At 43.4% G+C, this 15,473-nt stretch carries 16 protein-coding genes; 5 read left to right on the top strand and 11 right to left on the bottom strand.

All coding sequences use genetic code 11. The features are described 5' to 3' along the window. Positions 1-71 precede the first annotated feature (71 nt). Positions 72-1,430, top strand: coding sequence for a tRNA uridine-5-carboxymethylaminomethyl(34) synthesis GTPase MnmE (mnmE, locus tag A4G17_RS03985; RefSeq protein WP_123957441.1), 1,359 nt, complete (start codon positions 72-74; stop codon positions 1,428-1,430). 80 nt (positions 1,431-1,510) lie between these two features. Here the strand turns inward: mnmE and A4G17_RS03980 are convergent, their stop codons facing one another. Beyond that, positions 1,511-1,804: a YfcZ/YiiS family protein gene (locus tag A4G17_RS03980; RefSeq protein WP_123957440.1), complete on the bottom strand. Its 294-nt coding sequence runs from the start codon at positions 1,802-1,804 to the stop codon at positions 1,511-1,513. 132 nt (positions 1,805-1,936) lie between these two features. On the opposite strand from A4G17_RS03980, the gene thiP reads away from it, so the two are divergent. From thiP to A4G17_RS03960, 4 genes are all read left to right on the top strand, one after another. Then, the gene (gene thiP, locus A4G17_RS03975) at positions 1,937-3,520 is read left to right on the top strand and encodes a thiamine/thiamine pyrophosphate ABC transporter permease ThiP (RefSeq protein WP_123957439.1); all 1,584 of its coding nucleotides are present in this window, start codon (positions 1,937-1,939) and stop codon (positions 3,518-3,520) included. Then, entirely contained in the window at positions 3,520-4,149 is a 630-nt protein-coding gene (thiQ, locus tag A4G17_RS03970; RefSeq protein WP_123957438.1) for a thiamine ABC transporter ATP-binding protein, read from the top strand. Before thiP ends, thiQ begins: the two co-directional genes overlap by 1 nt. Before the next feature lie 129 nt (positions 4,150-4,278). After that, positions 4,279-5,055, top strand: coding sequence for a cell division protein FtsN (gene ftsN, locus A4G17_RS03965; RefSeq protein ID WP_123957437.1), 777 nt, complete (start codon positions 4,279-4,281; stop codon positions 5,053-5,055). A gap of 9 nt (positions 5,056-5,064) precedes the next feature. Beyond that, positions 5,065-5,379: a DUF2322 family protein gene (locus A4G17_RS03960; RefSeq protein ID WP_123957436.1), complete on the top strand. Its 315-nt coding sequence runs from the start codon at positions 5,065-5,067 to the stop codon at positions 5,377-5,379. A gap of 25 nt (positions 5,380-5,404) precedes the next feature. Here the strand turns inward: A4G17_RS03960 and A4G17_RS03955 are convergent, their stop codons facing one another. The 10 genes from A4G17_RS03955 to A4G17_RS03910 all read right to left on the bottom strand — a co-directional run bounded on the left by A4G17_RS03955 (position 5,405) and on the right by A4G17_RS03910 (position 15,418). Then, a complete protein-coding gene (locus tag A4G17_RS03955) occupies positions 5,405-6,334 on the bottom strand; it encodes an arginase (protein WP_165894257.1) in 930 nt (309 codons plus the stop codon). 175 nt (positions 6,335-6,509) lie between these two features. Beyond that, positions 6,510-7,334: a bifunctional DNA-formamidopyrimidine glycosylase/DNA-(apurinic or apyrimidinic site) lyase gene (gene mutM / locus A4G17_RS03950; protein WP_123957434.1), complete on the bottom strand. Its 825-nt coding sequence runs from the start codon at positions 7,332-7,334 to the stop codon at positions 6,510-6,512. Positions 7,335-7,415: 81 nt separating this feature from the next. After that, the gene (gene brnQ / locus A4G17_RS03945; RefSeq protein WP_123957433.1) at positions 7,416-8,711 is read right to left on the bottom strand and encodes a branched-chain amino acid transport system II carrier protein; all 1,296 of its coding nucleotides are present in this window, start codon (positions 8,709-8,711) and stop codon (positions 7,416-7,418) included. A 96-nt stretch (positions 8,712-8,807) separates the two neighbouring features. Beyond that, entirely contained in the window at positions 8,808-9,536 is a 729-nt protein-coding gene (fabG, locus tag A4G17_RS03940; protein ID WP_123957432.1) for a 3-oxoacyl-ACP reductase FabG, read from the bottom strand. 105 nt (positions 9,537-9,641) lie between these two features. Continuing rightward, a complete protein-coding gene (gene fabD, locus A4G17_RS03935; RefSeq protein WP_123957431.1) occupies positions 9,642-10,580 on the bottom strand; it encodes an ACP S-malonyltransferase in 939 nt (312 codons plus the stop codon). Positions 10,581-10,615: 35 nt separating this feature from the next. Further along, positions 10,616-11,242, bottom strand: a complete 627-nt coding sequence (locus A4G17_RS03930; RefSeq protein ID WP_123957430.1) for a hypothetical protein — start codon at positions 11,240-11,242, stop codon at positions 10,616-10,618. Positions 11,243-11,289: 47 nt separating this feature from the next. After that, the gene (locus A4G17_RS03925) at positions 11,290-11,997 is read right to left on the bottom strand and encodes an epoxyqueuosine reductase QueH (protein WP_123957429.1); all 708 of its coding nucleotides are present in this window, start codon (positions 11,995-11,997) and stop codon (positions 11,290-11,292) included. 210 nt (positions 11,998-12,207) lie between these two features. Then, a complete protein-coding gene (ispB, locus tag A4G17_RS03920; protein ID WP_418886403.1) occupies positions 12,208-13,140 on the bottom strand; it encodes an octaprenyl diphosphate synthase in 933 nt (310 codons plus the stop codon). A 171-nt stretch (positions 13,141-13,311) separates the two neighbouring features. Continuing rightward, positions 13,312-14,127: a CPBP family intramembrane glutamic endopeptidase gene (locus A4G17_RS03915; protein ID WP_123957427.1), complete on the bottom strand. Its 816-nt coding sequence runs from the start codon at positions 14,125-14,127 to the stop codon at positions 13,312-13,314. Positions 14,128-14,155: 28 nt separating this feature from the next. Then, positions 14,156-15,418 carry an HlyC/CorC family transporter gene (locus A4G17_RS03910; protein ID WP_123957426.1) on the bottom strand — a complete coding sequence of 421 codons (1,263 nt, stop codon included), beginning with the start codon at positions 15,416-15,418 and terminating at the stop codon, positions 14,156-14,158. Positions 15,419-15,473 lie beyond the last annotated feature (55 nt).

Here is a 15,473-nt window from a genome sequence, read left to right as displayed (position 1 = left end):
TTTGCAAAACGTTTCGAGAATCTGACCGCTTGCAGTAGAATGCAGGCTAAATTTATTGTGAAGGAATGATTATGAAAGAAACTATTGTCGCCCAAGCTACGCCGATCGGACGTGGTGGTATCGGCATTTTGCGAGTGTCTGGACCGCTCGCCAGCAAAGTGGCAGAACAAGTACTCGGCAAATGCCCGAAACCTCGGATGGCGGACTATTTACCCTTTAAAGATGAAGACGGCACCACGCTCGACCAAGGCATCGCCCTGTTTTTTAAGGCCCCCAATTCCTTTACTGGTGAAGATGTGTTGGAGCTGCAAGGCCACGGCGGACAAGTGATTTTGGATATTTTGCTCAACCGAATTTTGAAAATCGATGGCGTACGAATTGCCCGTGCGGGCGAATTTTCCGAGCAGGCTTTTTTAAACGACAAACTCGATCTCGCTCAAGCAGAAGCAATTGCTGACTTGATCGATGCTACATCTGAACAAGCGGCTCGCTCTGCCTTAAAATCACTACAAGGAGAGTTTTCTAATAAAATCAATGTATTGGTTGATAATGTCATTTATCTTCGCACCTACGTTGAGGCCGCGATCGATTTCCCCGATGAAGAGATCGACTTCTTAGCTGACGGCAAAATCGAAGCAAAACTGAATGAAATCATTGCTCAACTCGCCAGCGTTCGCCAAGAAGCCAAACAAGGCACCATTTTGCGTGAAGGGATGAAAGTGGTGATTGCTGGCAAACCGAATGCGGGTAAATCGAGCTTGCTCAACGCATTGGCTGGGCGTGAAGCGGCTATTGTAACCGACATTGCCGGCACCACTCGCGATGTATTACGGGAGCATATCCATATTGATGGTATGCCACTGCATATTATCGACACGGCGGGGCTGCGGGAAGCCAGCGATGAAGTGGAAAAAATTGGGATCAAACGGGCATGGGATGAGATTGCTCAAGCAGATCACGTTTTGTTGATGATCGACAGTACCACATCCAAATCCGATGCATTTCAAACAGAGTGGGCTGACTTCTTGGTAAAACTGCCGAAAAACATTCCTGTTACCGTGATTCGCAATAAAGTTGATTTAACTGGGGAAACGGAAGGTTTGATTCAGGTAGATAATTTCACTGTCATTCGTTTATCTGCACAAACGAAAGTGGGCGTAGATTTACTGCGAGAGCATCTCAAAAAATCAATGGGTTATCAAAGCTCGACGGAAGGCGGTTTCCTAGCTCGTCGCCGCCACTTAGTTGCCCTTGAAACCGCAGCAGAACATTTAGCACGAGGGCATGTTCAGCTCACCCAATTCTTTGCGGGCGAATTGCTCGCCGAAGAATTGAGATTGGTACAAAATGCGTTAAGCGAAATCACAGGACAATTCACTTCCGATGATTTGCTCGGCAATATTTTCAGCTCATTCTGTATCGGAAAATAACTCATTCGTAAAAACGTGGGCGGCAATGCCGCCCTTAATTTGCAATATTTTGCGGTGATCTGACCGCTTGTCGTCTTTGCCTAACGCAATTTCATCTGAAAAATAACGGCTTCTGCTTGGCAGCCAAACTCAAATGTCGTATGCAATTCCACGCCATTTTCTGTTGGGCTGATGCGACTTTTAATTTTACACGGTTCATTTTCAACCGAACGTGCTTTTTCAATCAACTTCTCTAGCCCTTGCTGTGCTTGGGCTTCATTTTCATATTGTTGCACGACCTCAATAGTGCTGTCGGCATTATCAAACATTGCCGTGTTTGTCGGTTTACAGTTGGTTTTACAGTTTTCAACTTCGTCACTAAATGTTTTACTCATAAAGATTCCTTCATCACAAAATAAAATCGACTATATCAGAAGATCCCCTTGCATTCTTTGAGCCATAACAACATTTAACATTTCCAGCAAAATCAGGTAGAGTGCGTTATCTTTTTTAGCTAAACGATTGCAATGCTTCGCAGAATTACCCAGATTTCCGCTTGGTCGGTCTATTTAATTATCTTATCCCTTTACATTTTTAGTTTATGGGCGTTATTTGATCACCGTTCAGATGCCACTTTTTGGTCTTTTCACGAAGTGGGACAAATTCTGAAATATAGCCTGTTACAAGCCGGGCTTTCTGCCGTTTTCTCAACGCTGTTTGGCATTCTACTTGCTCGCAGTTTTTTCTATCTCAACTTCAAAGGGAAACATATTCTGTATAAAATCATCACCTTTGCGTGGGCGTTGCCGTCATTGGTGGTGATTTTTGCCGTGATTGGCGTCTGGGGAAATGCGGGTTGGTTAGCCCAAATATGGCAATCGCTTGGTTTAGAGTGGCAATTCCAACTATACGGATTGCAAGGCATTTTGTTGGCACATCTCTTTTTCAATATTCCGCTAGTAGCAAAATACGTATTAGAAGGGCTGAGTTTGATTCCAAGCAGCCAACACCAACTCGCTGCTCAACTTAATTTACGCGGCATCCACTACTTCCGCATTGTTGAACTCCCGATTCTCAAAGGGATTTTACCTTATGCCTTTACCACAATTTTCCTGATCTGTTTTACTAGCTTTCCGATCGTGTTGATGTTAGGCGGTGGCCCAAAATACAGCACACTTGAAGTAGCAATCTATCAAGCGGTCACTTTTGAATTTGATTTTGCCAAAGCGGTGATGCTGATTATGATGCAAATTCTCGTGGGCATTGGGTTACAAATTTTGATGGACTTCGCGACTAAACTCGCCTTCCAACAATATCGTTCCTATCCATTGCCGATTGATAATATTTGGAAAGCAACACTGTCTGGACGACGTAAATGGGGGCTACAAGCGGTCATTTCCGTTCTCAGTTTTGCAATTGTTGTACCTATTCTCAATGTGATTTGGACTGGGCTATCCGTCTCTGACTTTTTCAGTCGCTTAGCCAATCCGCAACTTTGGGAGGCAACGCTATTTTCGCTACTCTTAAGCCTGATCGCCACGCTCACCGTCATTCTCATTGCCTACCTTATTGCATTGGAGGCAAGGCAACTGGCTTATCGCAACCAAAAAATCAAACACAGTTTTCTCGCTGGTGTAACCACCTATCCGCTCATCATGCCCGTTTTTATGTTGGCAGTTGGGTTATTTTTATTACTTATCAATGTGGAGCTTTCCACTTGGCAGCTTCTTGTTTTAGTGGGCGTGTGTAACGGGTTAATGCTACTTCCCTATATTTATCGGCTTATTTTTACCGCCATGTGGGAAGCACTCATCACACAAGATAAACTTGCCCGTAGCCTTGGGCTAACCGGGCTTCGCCGTTGGTGGATTGTGGAAAAAACCTACTTAATCCGTCCCCTTCGAAACGCCTTTGCGTTAGCAATGTCGTCAAGTTTAGGTAGTTTTGCTGTGATTGCGTTCTTTGGTAGCCCCGATTTCAGCACCTTGCCGTATTTACTCTACCAACAACTTGGCAGCTACCGAATGGACGATGCCGCTGTCACGGCGTTGGTGTTGATGGTTCTGACTTTTCTGCCATTTTTACTGATTGAACAAAAAGAGAATAGATAATGATCCATTTAGATTTGGAATTTGACTACCCTGCTCTCCCAATGCAATTTCAATGCCATATCCAACCAGGAGAGCGAGTTGCCGTTGTTGGGGAAAGTGGTGCGGGGAAAAGTACGTTACTCAACCTCATCGCCGGTTTTGAACAAGCCAGCCGCGGTGAATTATATTTACATGGCGAAAATCACTTCGCCACCGAACCCGCTGCCCGTCCAGTTTCTATGCTATTTCAAGACAATAATCTGTTCCCCCATCTGACTGTGCAGCAAAATATTGGTTTAGCACTGGTGCCAAGTCTTCATCTCTCGCCCGCTCAAACGGAGCAAGTCGCAAAAATTGCCGAACAAATGGGCATTGCTGATTTTCTTGCCCGTCGTGCTGATCAACTTTCTGGCGGACAAAAGCAGCGAGTTGCACTGGCTCGCACTCTATTGCGAGATAAACCCATTTTATTACTCGATGAGCCTTTTTCTGCACTCGATCCCAAACGGCGTGAAGAACTACAACAACTCGTTTATCAACTCTGCGAACAGCGGCATTTAACCTTATTGATGGTGACACATCAATTCGATGAAGTAAAAGCACTCTTTGATTACGCCTTAAAAATCGAAAACGGCAGAATTCTTCGCTGAAAAGGCCTTACAAGCGGTCAGATCCAAGCCATTTTTTGCAAAGCGAGAAAATGTGTACATTTCTAGTCAAATGCCGATTTTTCTAGTAGTATTCTCCTTTTATCGGATCATTCAATATTAGAGGTTATCGTGCCAAAACGTGACTATGCCGCCCGCACTAAAACAGCTAAAAGCGGTAACAAACTCCTTATTTTGATTATCATCATTTTATTATTGTTACTAAGTGGTTTGGGCTTATGGGTGCTACAAGACAAAATGGCTCCCCAGCCTGCACCAGTAAAAACAACAACACCAACATCACAGAAGAACGAATTACCAAGCAAACCTGAAGAAATTTATAGCTATATTCGTGATCTTGAAACACGCGAAGTGCCGATTGATACCAACTCAAAATTGGCTCGTCTCACTAAGGAGCAAGAACAGCAGATCTTGAAAAAACAGGAAATGGAAAAACAGCAGCTTGCTCAACAAACAGCACCAACACCAACCACTGAGAATCAGACCACTTCAGCGGGTGCTACGGCACAGTCACCATTAACGGAACAAGAACTAGCCGCACAAAAAGCAGAAGAACTGAAAAAACAGCAAGAACTTGCGAAAAAAGCAGAACAAGAGAAAAAAGCGAAAGAAGCAGCTAAAGCACAAAAAGTGGTTGCAACAGCAAAACCTGCCTCAGAAGCCCCTAAATCTGTTGGAAAATATGGTTTACAATGTGGTGCATTTAAAAGTAAAGCACAAGCAGAAAATATGCAGGCTCGTTTAGCGATGGCAGGCTACAATGCGAAAGTGGTCAGCAGTGCGGAATGGAACCGTGTTTTTGTCGGTCCAATCGGTGATCGTGCGGCAGCTTCCGCTGCACAATCGAACGCCCGCAGTGTAGCTGAATGTTTAATCGTTGGTATGTAAGGAAAACAGATGCAATTCAAAGACTATTTAGCGACTTTCCCTGCGATTGAACATTTATCAGCGTTAGAGGTTGTACAAAATGGTATGGTAATCCACACCATTCCGGCTATTGAAGGTAAACTTGGCTCACTTAAACTGTATCATGCGTTAGCAGAGAAATACGCCAACACCTTAAATGCACATTCTGCCCAACAAGGGCTAGAATGGTTTGCAGAACACGTTGAAGATGCCAAACAACATGTAGGTAAACACCCCAATATTGATTTGTTATTCAAAGTCATCGCTGAGAATTTAGTACTCACGCTGAATCCTATTCAAAAATAACATCATCATTGGCAGTTTAGAGCCTCTAAGCTGCCTTTTTCATTTCTCTCTTTTCAATTTGTCTCAGCGCCCCCCTAAATAACCGACCAACTCGCTCATACTGCGTGGTGTCGGAAGAAAGTGTTGGATTAAATTCTGTCAATTCAAATACGGCGAGCGAAGGCAAATGTAGCAGTTCGCTAAGCAGCCACTTCACTTCCTGCTCAGTGAACCCTCCTTTTACGGGCGTGCCCGTAGCAGACAATAAATCCGCATCTAAAGCATCAACATCAAAACTGAGATAAACCATATCCACATCGTCAAATTGCTGTTTGACTTGTGTAAGCACTTGCTCAATACCCATTTCTCGTATTTTTTCTACTGAAAAATAGGGAATATTAAACTGATTCAATAGTGCGATTTCTTCAGGCTCACAGTCTCTCAGGCCGAGAAAACAGAGATCTTCGGGCAAAATACCTTTTGACTGTGGGGCAAGTTGCTTTAACTGCTGCCAATACTGAATAATTTCATCACTGAGCAAGTGCTTACTCCATGTTTGGTTATCTTGTCGTATTAAGGCAGCTAAGCTCATTCCATGTAAGTTGCCCGATGGCGTCGTGTAGGGCGTATGTAAATCGGCATGGGCGTCAATCCAAATCACACCAATTCGCTTGTCGGGGAACGTATGGCATAATGCGGAAATAGTACCGATGGCATTGGCATGGTCGCCCGACAAAATAACGGGGAAAGAAGATGATTGGAAATGCTGGCTAAGTGGTGGCAGGCATTGATGAAAAAAAGCGGTGAGATTATCAATATACTTTGCAGGTGGTGCGATGAAATCACTTGAGAGATGATTTTCAAAGATCACCTCTCTTTCAAAAACAGTATCACTTCGCTGCGAAAGCCATTTTACTCCTTCATGACTTCCTCGCTTGCCCGCCCCCACATCCGATAAAATTTGAATCAGTTGCATTCGCTCCCCTATCAGAATCCAGCCCAAAACGGTAGCCATTCTGCCAAAGTGTATTAGATTCGCAAGCAATTATTTAACAATATTGCAACATTTACACCAAAATGAGAGTGATCTCACATTTCTATAAGCCACTCTTTTGCAAAACTTTTATAGGAAGTGACCGCTTGTATCCACCCTACTTCGGCAATGTCTGGCACTTTGGACAATAAAAACTGTTGCGTTGCCCGATAACTTTTGCTTCGATGATCGAACCACAGTCGTTGCACTCTTCGCCTTTGCGTCCGTAAACTTGCAGCACTTGAGCGAAGTAGCCTGGTTTGCCGTCAGGTTGGATGAAATCTTTCAACGTTGTGCCGCCTTGAATAATCGCTTTGGTTAGCACATCTTTGATCACCGTCACCAAACGCTCGCACTGTTTCCGTTTAAGATTTTGTGCCGCAAGCTCAGGGTGAATGCCCGCCATAAATAGCGATTCACAGGCGTAAATATTGCCCACGCCAACCACCACTGCATTATTCATAATGAAATTTTTTACCGCTACCGTTTTATGGCGACTTTGTTGATAAAGGTAGTCCGCAGTGAAAGTCTCTGAAAGCGGTTCAGGTCCAAGTTTCGCTAACAGTGCCGCATTTTCGGCATTATCCACCCACAACCACGCTCCAAATTTTCGCGGATCGTTATAGCGTAACATCGTGCCGTTGCTCGTTACCAGATCGACATGATCGTGTTTCCCGATCGGCTGATTTTGTGCTTTGGACAAAATCCCGAGCGATCCCGACATCCCTAAATGCACCAAAATATCGCCACGATTGGTATGAATAATGAGGTATTTCGCACGGCGGTAAATTGACAAAATCGTCGCCCCATTCATTTGATTAAGTTCATCACTTACCAACCAACGCAACTGCTTTTGGCGAACAATGATCTGTTCGATCGTCTGCCCGACCAAATAAGGCGACACCCCTCGCACACTCGTTTCAACTTCGGGTAGTTCTGGCATTTTGCCCCCTTAAAAATAAGGTGGACTTTCGCCCACCTCGTAGTAAAAAATTAATCAAATCTGACCGCTTGTAAAGCACAACTATTCCGCTTGTTTTGTCACTTTTGCGACCATGAAACCCACTAAGCAACCAACGATAGCAAACGGTAACCATTCCATTGAATAGGCTTTAAGTGGTAATTGCGTCATGGCTTCAATACCAACGACAGAAAGAATAGACACAACGGTGACTAATCCCACGGCGATACGCTGTGCAAGTAATGGCAATTTAACCACTAAATTCACTAATAAAAGTAAAATAATGGTCATTGAAATTGGGTAAAGCACCAATAGGACAGGTACTGATTTGCTGATTACAACACTTAAGCCTTGGTTGGCAATCGCAAAACTGATGACGATAAACAACACCACATAAGTTTTATAAGCGATTTTCGGGAAGATTTCATTGAAATATTCGCTCACCGCTACCGCTAAACCGACTGTTGTGGTTAAACACGCCAATGATACGATGACACCAAGAATGATACGCCCAGCATCGCCGAAAGTATCCGTTGCGGCGGCGTTAAGAATATAAGTCCCGATGTTTTGACCTTTCGCGGTTAAATCTGCGACCGTTTCCGCTGATACTGGCAAGTTATTTCCAATCCAACCTAATGCGATGTAAATCAATGCTAATGCAACGGCTGCCACAATCCCCGCAGCCACAGTTTGTTTGATTAACGCTGCTTGGTTGCTGACTTTAGCTTTAATCGCATTTAGCACAATCACCGAGAAGGCAAGTGATGCCAACGCATCCATGGTGAAGTAGCCTTCTAAAATGCCGTTCGCAAAGGCATTTTCCATTTGTTTGGTTTGCAGCAACGTATCTGGTGCATCGTTAAGTAAGAAGTAGGCTTTTACCACTAATGCGATAATTGAAACCAATAATACCGGGGTTAAAATCGATCCAATACGATCCACCATTTTCGATGGATTTAAGCTTAACCAAAGTGCGATGGAAAAGTAAATCACCGTAAACACGAGTAGCGACACCGTGCTTGATTCACCTAAAAACGGCAAAATTGCCATTTCGTAAGCCGTTGCCCCTGTGCGTGGACCGGCAAAAAATGGACCGATCGCTAAATAAATCGCCATTAAGAACACCACTGAGAACCATGGGTGAATACGGTTTAACGCTTCTTTATAACCGCCTTGGTAGAATGAGCTGACGATAATGCCCAGCAGTGGTAAACCAACGCCTGTTACGACGAACCCTGAAATCGCAGACCAGAAGTCTGTGCCACTATCTAAACCTAATTTAGGTGGAAAAATTAAGTTACCCGCCCCAAAGAAGATGGCGAACAACATAAACCCCACCACAAACACGCTTTTGTTCATTGTAAAACCTCAAATGAATATCAATACATAAAAATGGAAAACCGAATTTTGCAATGTGATTTGCAAAATTCGGCTAGAATCTGACCGCTTGTGCAGTTAGTTCATATACAAGCCACCATTGACGTGAATGGTTTCGCCTGTGATATAGCCTGCGTCTTCTGACGCTAAAAATGCAACGGCTTTGGCAATATCCTTCGCTTGACCAAGCTGTCCTGCGGGGATTTGGCTTAGAATTGCATTTTTTTGCTCATCCGTAAGTTCTTCTGTCATATCCGTTGCAATAAAGCCTGGTGCAACCACATTGACGGTAATGCCACGGGAAGCCACTTCTTTTGCAAGGGATTTTGAGAAACCGACCACGCCCGCTTTTGCTGCACAGTAGTTGGTTTGTCCTGGGTTACCGCTTGAGCCGACCACCGAACCGATGGTAATAATACGACCGTAGCGTTTTTTCATCATTGAACGCAACATTGCTTTCGATAAGCGATAAATAGAAGTCAGGTTAGTTTGTAGAATATCGAACCACTCTTCATCTTTCATTCGCATTAACAGGTTATCACGGGTGATCCCTGCGTTGTTCACGAGAATATCAATTTCTCCGAATTGTTCTTTGATCTGAGCTAAAACTTGCTCAATTGACTCTGCATCAGCAACATTTAACACTAAGCCTTTACCTTTTTCGCCTAAGTACGCAGAAATAGACTCTGCCCCTTTTTCTGATGTCGCCGTTCCGATAACAAATGCCCCTTTGGCACTTAATTCTTCTGCGATAGCACGCCCAATTCCACGAGTGGCCCCCGTCACTAATGCGATTTTGTTTTGCATTGTTTTCTCCTTGTAGGGTGGGCTTGCCAGCCCACCATTTGCAAAAAATTAAAAAAATGTGACCGCTTGTTGTGGTCATTGGTGGGTCAAGACCCACCCTACAAATTATTCAAATGAAACCGCATCAAACGATGCCACATCATTCACCGCTTTCGCCGTGATTTCTTTGGAAATACGTCCCGCCAAACCAGTTAAGACTTTATTCGGACCGATTTCATATAATGTCGTCACACCTTCTGCGACCATTTTTTCGACAATCTCCGTCCAACGTACCGGGCTGTAAAGCTGACGCACCAACGCCAAGCGGATAGCTGCGGCTTTCGTTTCAACTTGCACGTCCACATTATTGATGACCGGCACTTGCGAAGCGTTTAACGTAACGTGAACCAAAGCTTCCGCCAATTTATCCGCCGCCGGCTTCATCAATTCGCAGTGCGATGGTACACTTACCGCTAACGGCAATGCTCGTTTCGCCCCGGCTTCTTTACACAATGCTGCCGCACGCTCTGCTGCGGTTTTGGTTCCTGCAATCACCACTTGACCCGGTGAATTGAAATTCACTGCGGAAACAATTTCGCCTGTTTCTTGTTGGGCTTGTTGGCAAGCATTGATAATCCCTTCATTCTCTAAACCGATAATGGCAAACATCGCCCCTGCACCAGCAGGCACGGCATCTTGCATTGCTTGCCCACGCAACTCCACCAATTTTACAGCCTCTTGGAAATCCAACACCCCCGCACAGACTAATGCGGAATATTCACCTAAACTGTGCCCTGCCATTACCGCAGGTTTTTGCTCAGGGAATTTTTGTTGCCAGATGCGATATAACGCGACCGATGCAGTCAGCAACGCAGGCTGAGTGCGGTGGGTTTGTCCTAACTCCTCAGCAGTACCGTTTTGAACTAAATCCCATAAATCATAGCCAAGCACTTCACTTGCTTGTTGGAAAGTGTGCTCAACAACTGGATACTGCGGTGCAAGATCTGCCAACATTCCGACCGCTTGCGATCCTTGACCGGGAAAAACCATTGCAAATTTAGACATATTTGTTTCCTTTTTAAATTATATAAATGCTATTACTACTTATGTGCACTTTCTGCAACAACCCAAATAAAGTATATGGGGAAAGCTAATACTGTTCCGACAACAGCAACAGGTATAGCAACAGGTAAAAGAACTACTTTAGCAATATCTTCCCCTGTTATTTTTTTTGATTTTTCAAAAAACTCTAATTGAATCAACAATTTATTTGTTAATGGGTATTTTGATAATAGCTCATTACGGTTTTGCAATTGAGAAAGTATTCCATCAGCATAAAAACGTTTAAATAATGTTCTCCTATTGTTAGATTGAGTAAACCCATACTCATCCATCAAAACCTTTTGTTCCTTTTTTGACAATTGTTCTTTAACAAAAGAAACATCGTAATAGCCTTTTAGTTTTTTGCCATCATGAATTTCAATTAAAATTGAAGGATCTTTCATCTTATTGATGAAAGGCAACATCAAAACTTTTTGTAATACATCAATATTTCCTTGGCTAAATTGATAATCATAATTCTGACCTACAACATATAAATTGTCTTTATCAACTAAAAAAGCTTGAACAACATCATTAGATTTCACTTTTTCAATATGAGTACTGCAAGCAGTTAGTATTGAGATACTTAATAGCAAAATAGTTTTTATAAAATGAGAGAAGTTCATTATTTTTCCCCTTTTAGTTGATGAAAATCGAATAATTATTTACGGCTTTAATCCGCCGAATAATAGAGCTTACCAATCTCAATCTTCTGGCGACCATTTGCCTCACGCCATTTGTTGGTATCACGCAGGGAATAAACGCAGCCGCAATACTCTTGCTGATAGAAACGCTCACGTTTACTGATTTCGATCATTCGTTGTGAACCGCCGCCTTTTCGCCAGTTGTAATCCCAATAAACCACATCGTCATATTTTTCCGCCGCACGATGTCCACAGCCATTAATTTGGTTCATATCTTTCCAACGGGAAATTCCCAAACAGCTAGTAAACACAGGAAAACCATTTTCATGGGCATATTGTGCCGCTTTCTCAAACCGCATATCGAAACACATGGTGCAGCGAATGCCACGCTCTGGCTCGTTTTCCATTCCTTTTGCTCGATCAAACCAGTTTTGGCGGTCGTAATCGGCATCAATAAACGGAATGCCCCACTTTTCCGCAAAACGAATGTTCTCTTCTTTACGGATCAAATACTCTTTGAGCGGATGAATGTTTGGGTTGTAGAAATAGATAGTAAATTCAATGCCCGAAGCGTGAATCGCTTCCATCACCTCGCCAGAACAAGGAGCACAGCAAGAATGGAGCAACAATTTATTGTGCCCGTTGGGCAGCTCTAATTTTTCCCGCACAAAAGGGGCGTTTGGATCTTTGCCCTTACGGGTTTTCTTGATGGGTTTTTGATTGATATTTTCTGTCATTTTATTTTTCTAAAATTTGTCTGTTTTCCCTTCTGAACCGCCTGAGCGACTTTGAATTTGTAGGAAAAATTTAGTGTCTAAGCGAGCTAGCGAGCGAGTTGTAAATTTTTCCGTTAAGCAAATTCAAACAAAGCGAAGAAAGCGGTGAAGTAGGGCTGCCTTTCTTTTGGTTACTTTTCTTTGGCAATGCAAAGAAAAGTAACAAATCATTTAATACGAACGATCCACCGACAAATACGCCAATGAACTCAATGCTTGTTTAAACTCGCTTTCTGGCAACATTGCAATCGCATCCACAGCTTTTTGGGCTTCTTGTTTAGCACGTTGCATCGTGTAATCAAGCGATTTCTGCTCCGCCATAATCGCTAAAATTTCATCAAGAGCATCGCGTTTTCCGCCCTGTTCAATCGCTTCACGAATCAGATCGGCTTGTTGCGGATTACCGTTTCGCATTGCATGTAGCAATGGCAGAGTTGGTTTGCCTTCAGCTAAATCATCGCCGATGTTTTTGCCGAGCTTTTCAGCGTTGGCACTGTAATCCAAAATATCATCGACTAACTGAAACGCGGTGCCGAGATAGCGACCATAATTCTGCAATGCCGTCACTTCCGCTTCGTTTGCATTCGCAACCAACGCCGCACATTGAGTCGCCGCCTCAAACAAACGGGCGGTTTTGCTGTAAATCACCTGCATATAATTTTCTTCGGTAGTTTCAGGATCATTCACATTCATTAATTGCTGAACTTCGCCTTCGGCAATCACATTAGTCGCATCCGACATCACTTTCAGCACAGGCAAGGAGTTAAGGCTGGTCATCATTTGAAAAGCACGGGTGTAGATAAAATCACCAACCAGTACGCTTGCGGCATTGCCAAAACGGGCATTTGCGGTTTCCTTACCACGACGCATATCGGACTCGTCCACCACATCATCGTGCAGCAGAGTTGCCGTATGAATAAACTCAACAAACGCCGCACAGGTAATGTGATCGTGCCCTTGATAGCCCAAAGCTCTCGCCGCCAGCACTGCAATCAACGGGCGGATCCGCTTGCCGCCACCGCTGATAATGTAATGCCCAAGTTGATTGATCAGCACCACATCAGAATTCAGTTGGGCAAGAATGGCGTGATCAACCGCTTGCATGTCGTGTTTAGCCAGGGCTGAAATTTGGTCAAGGGTAAATTGTGTCATTAGATTATCGTTTTCAATACAAAATAAGGCGAGATTTTACCTGAATGTGCGAGTTGGTTCAAAGTAAGAATGTCTACAAGCGGTCAGATCCGAGCTGAAATTTGCAAAAAGAGGTAATTCCTATCAACTAGATGGATTCGTCTGGAAAAACAGGACTTTTTGTTTATACACAATCCACATCGTTAAGATCACTAATAACAGTGTTTGAATGATTTTGCTGTCTGGGTGAGTGGCAAAAATTTCATTGCCTAAATTGGCACTTAAATGAAATAGGATCGCAATCAAAATACTTCGTCCACATGTCATATATAACCAATTCATTAATAGCATAAACACGATCATACTCAACACAAAATTGATGGTATAAACGGCACCTTGTTGCACTAACTCGCTGTGATAGTAGCCTTTGACAAAAGCTAAAGGTAAATGCCAAATCGCCCAATATAGGGTAAAAATGATTGAAGTCGTAAATACACTAAAGCGAGACAATAGTGCATCTGTGCCATAAGAGTGCCAAGCCAATTCTTCAACTACAGCAGCTAAAATTAACATCATCCAAGGTGATAACAGTACCGATGTAAAAGAAGGTGAGCCTGAAATAACAAATTGCTCAACTCGATAGCCTAATAAAAGCGATAACAGTTGAGCGACAATTAATGACGCCGGCAAAAGAAATATCGCAATAAGTAAATATCGTGTTGGAATTGTACGAAAAGAAAAAAGACGAGAAACAAGATGTTGGTTTAATGATGGATTTTGCAAAAGTAAATAACCTGCCAACAAAGCGGGGGAAATTAAACCAAGCAAACTTAATCCTAATTGAAGCGGCTGATAATGTTCGGCATCAGAATGATGACTTAAATACGCAGCAACAAACCATAATGCCCAAGGAATTAACAGTGAAAAACTAAAGAAAAATAGAGGGCGATAGTGTTTCATCGTAACTCCTTAGGCATCAGAGGAATTGCTACTCTCTCACTGGTTCTACCCGTGCCAATTTCACCATATTCTCCCCCACTTCTAGCACAGTAACGTTGAGATTAAACAAAGTGAACTGCATATCTTCATCGGGGATTTTTTCCAAGTGTTCTACAATTAAACCATTGAAAGTTCGCACTTCATCGGACGGCAAATTCCAGTTAAATAGCTTGTTCAAATCCCGCAAATTCGCAGATCCCTCGATCAACACCGAACCATCTGATTGCGGTTTGACTTCTTCGTCTAAAGTCGGGGCGGCAGAGGTAGTGAATTCACCGACAATTTCTTCCAAAATATCTTCTAAGGTAATCAACCCTTTGATGTCGCCATATTCGTCTACCACCAAGCCAATCCGCTCTTTGTTATTTTTGAAGTTCATCAACTGGGTAGTGAGCGGTGTGCCTTCTGGAATGAAATAGGCTTCATCAACCGCTCGCACCAGCATTTCTTTGGTAAATTCGTTGCGTTCGAGCATCAAGCGAAAAGCTTCACGCACCCGCAGCATCCCGAGAATGCTTTTGTCCATATTGCCTTTGTAGATCACCACCCGTGCGTGTGCCGCCCCAGTGAGCTGCCGCATAATCGCTTTCCAGTCATCATCAATATCAATGCCGCCGATGTCGTTGCGTGGGACCATAATATCGTCCACAGTCACTTTTTCCATATCCAAAATCGAAATCAGCATCTCTTGGTGTGAACTTGGAATGTAACGCCCCGCCTCTAATACCACGCCACGTAGTTCTTCGGCACTCAGCCCCGATTTTTCAGATTTGCGGATCCGTAATAATTTCATCAGCGATTTGATGATGATGTTCATCAAAAATACCAATGGCATTAAGATTTTTTTCAGCGGAGTAAGAATGTAACTAGCGAAAAAACCGACTTTTTCAGGGTAAATCGCTGCAATGGTTTTCGGTAAAATTTCAGCAAAAACTAACATCACAAAGGTGAGTAAACCCGTGGCAATCGCCACCCCTGCTTCACCCGAAAGTTGCATCCCGATCATTGTCGCAATCGCCGAGGCGGCAATATTGACTAAGTTATTACAGATTAAAATCAGGCTGAGTAGCACGTCGGTTTTGGCGAGCAGTTTTTCGGCTTGTTTTGCCCCACGATGCCCTTTTTCAGCAAGGTGTCGCATACGATAGCGGTTTAAAGACATCAGCCCCGTTTCAGAGCTAGAGAAGAATGCGGATAGCACGAGAAGAATAGCAAGAGCAATAAATAAGCTACTCAGGGGGATACTTTCCAAAGTGTGATTCCTATATAAATTAAATAAACAAGCGGTAAGATTTCAGCAATTTTTT

The organism is Frederiksenia canicola (genome assembly GCF_011455495.1).
Lineage (GTDB): Bacteria > Pseudomonadota > Gammaproteobacteria > Enterobacterales > Pasteurellaceae > Frederiksenia > Frederiksenia canicola.
The sequence above is the reverse complement of the archived record's forward strand: the minus strand, read 5'-3'. Positions and strand labels throughout refer to the sequence as shown.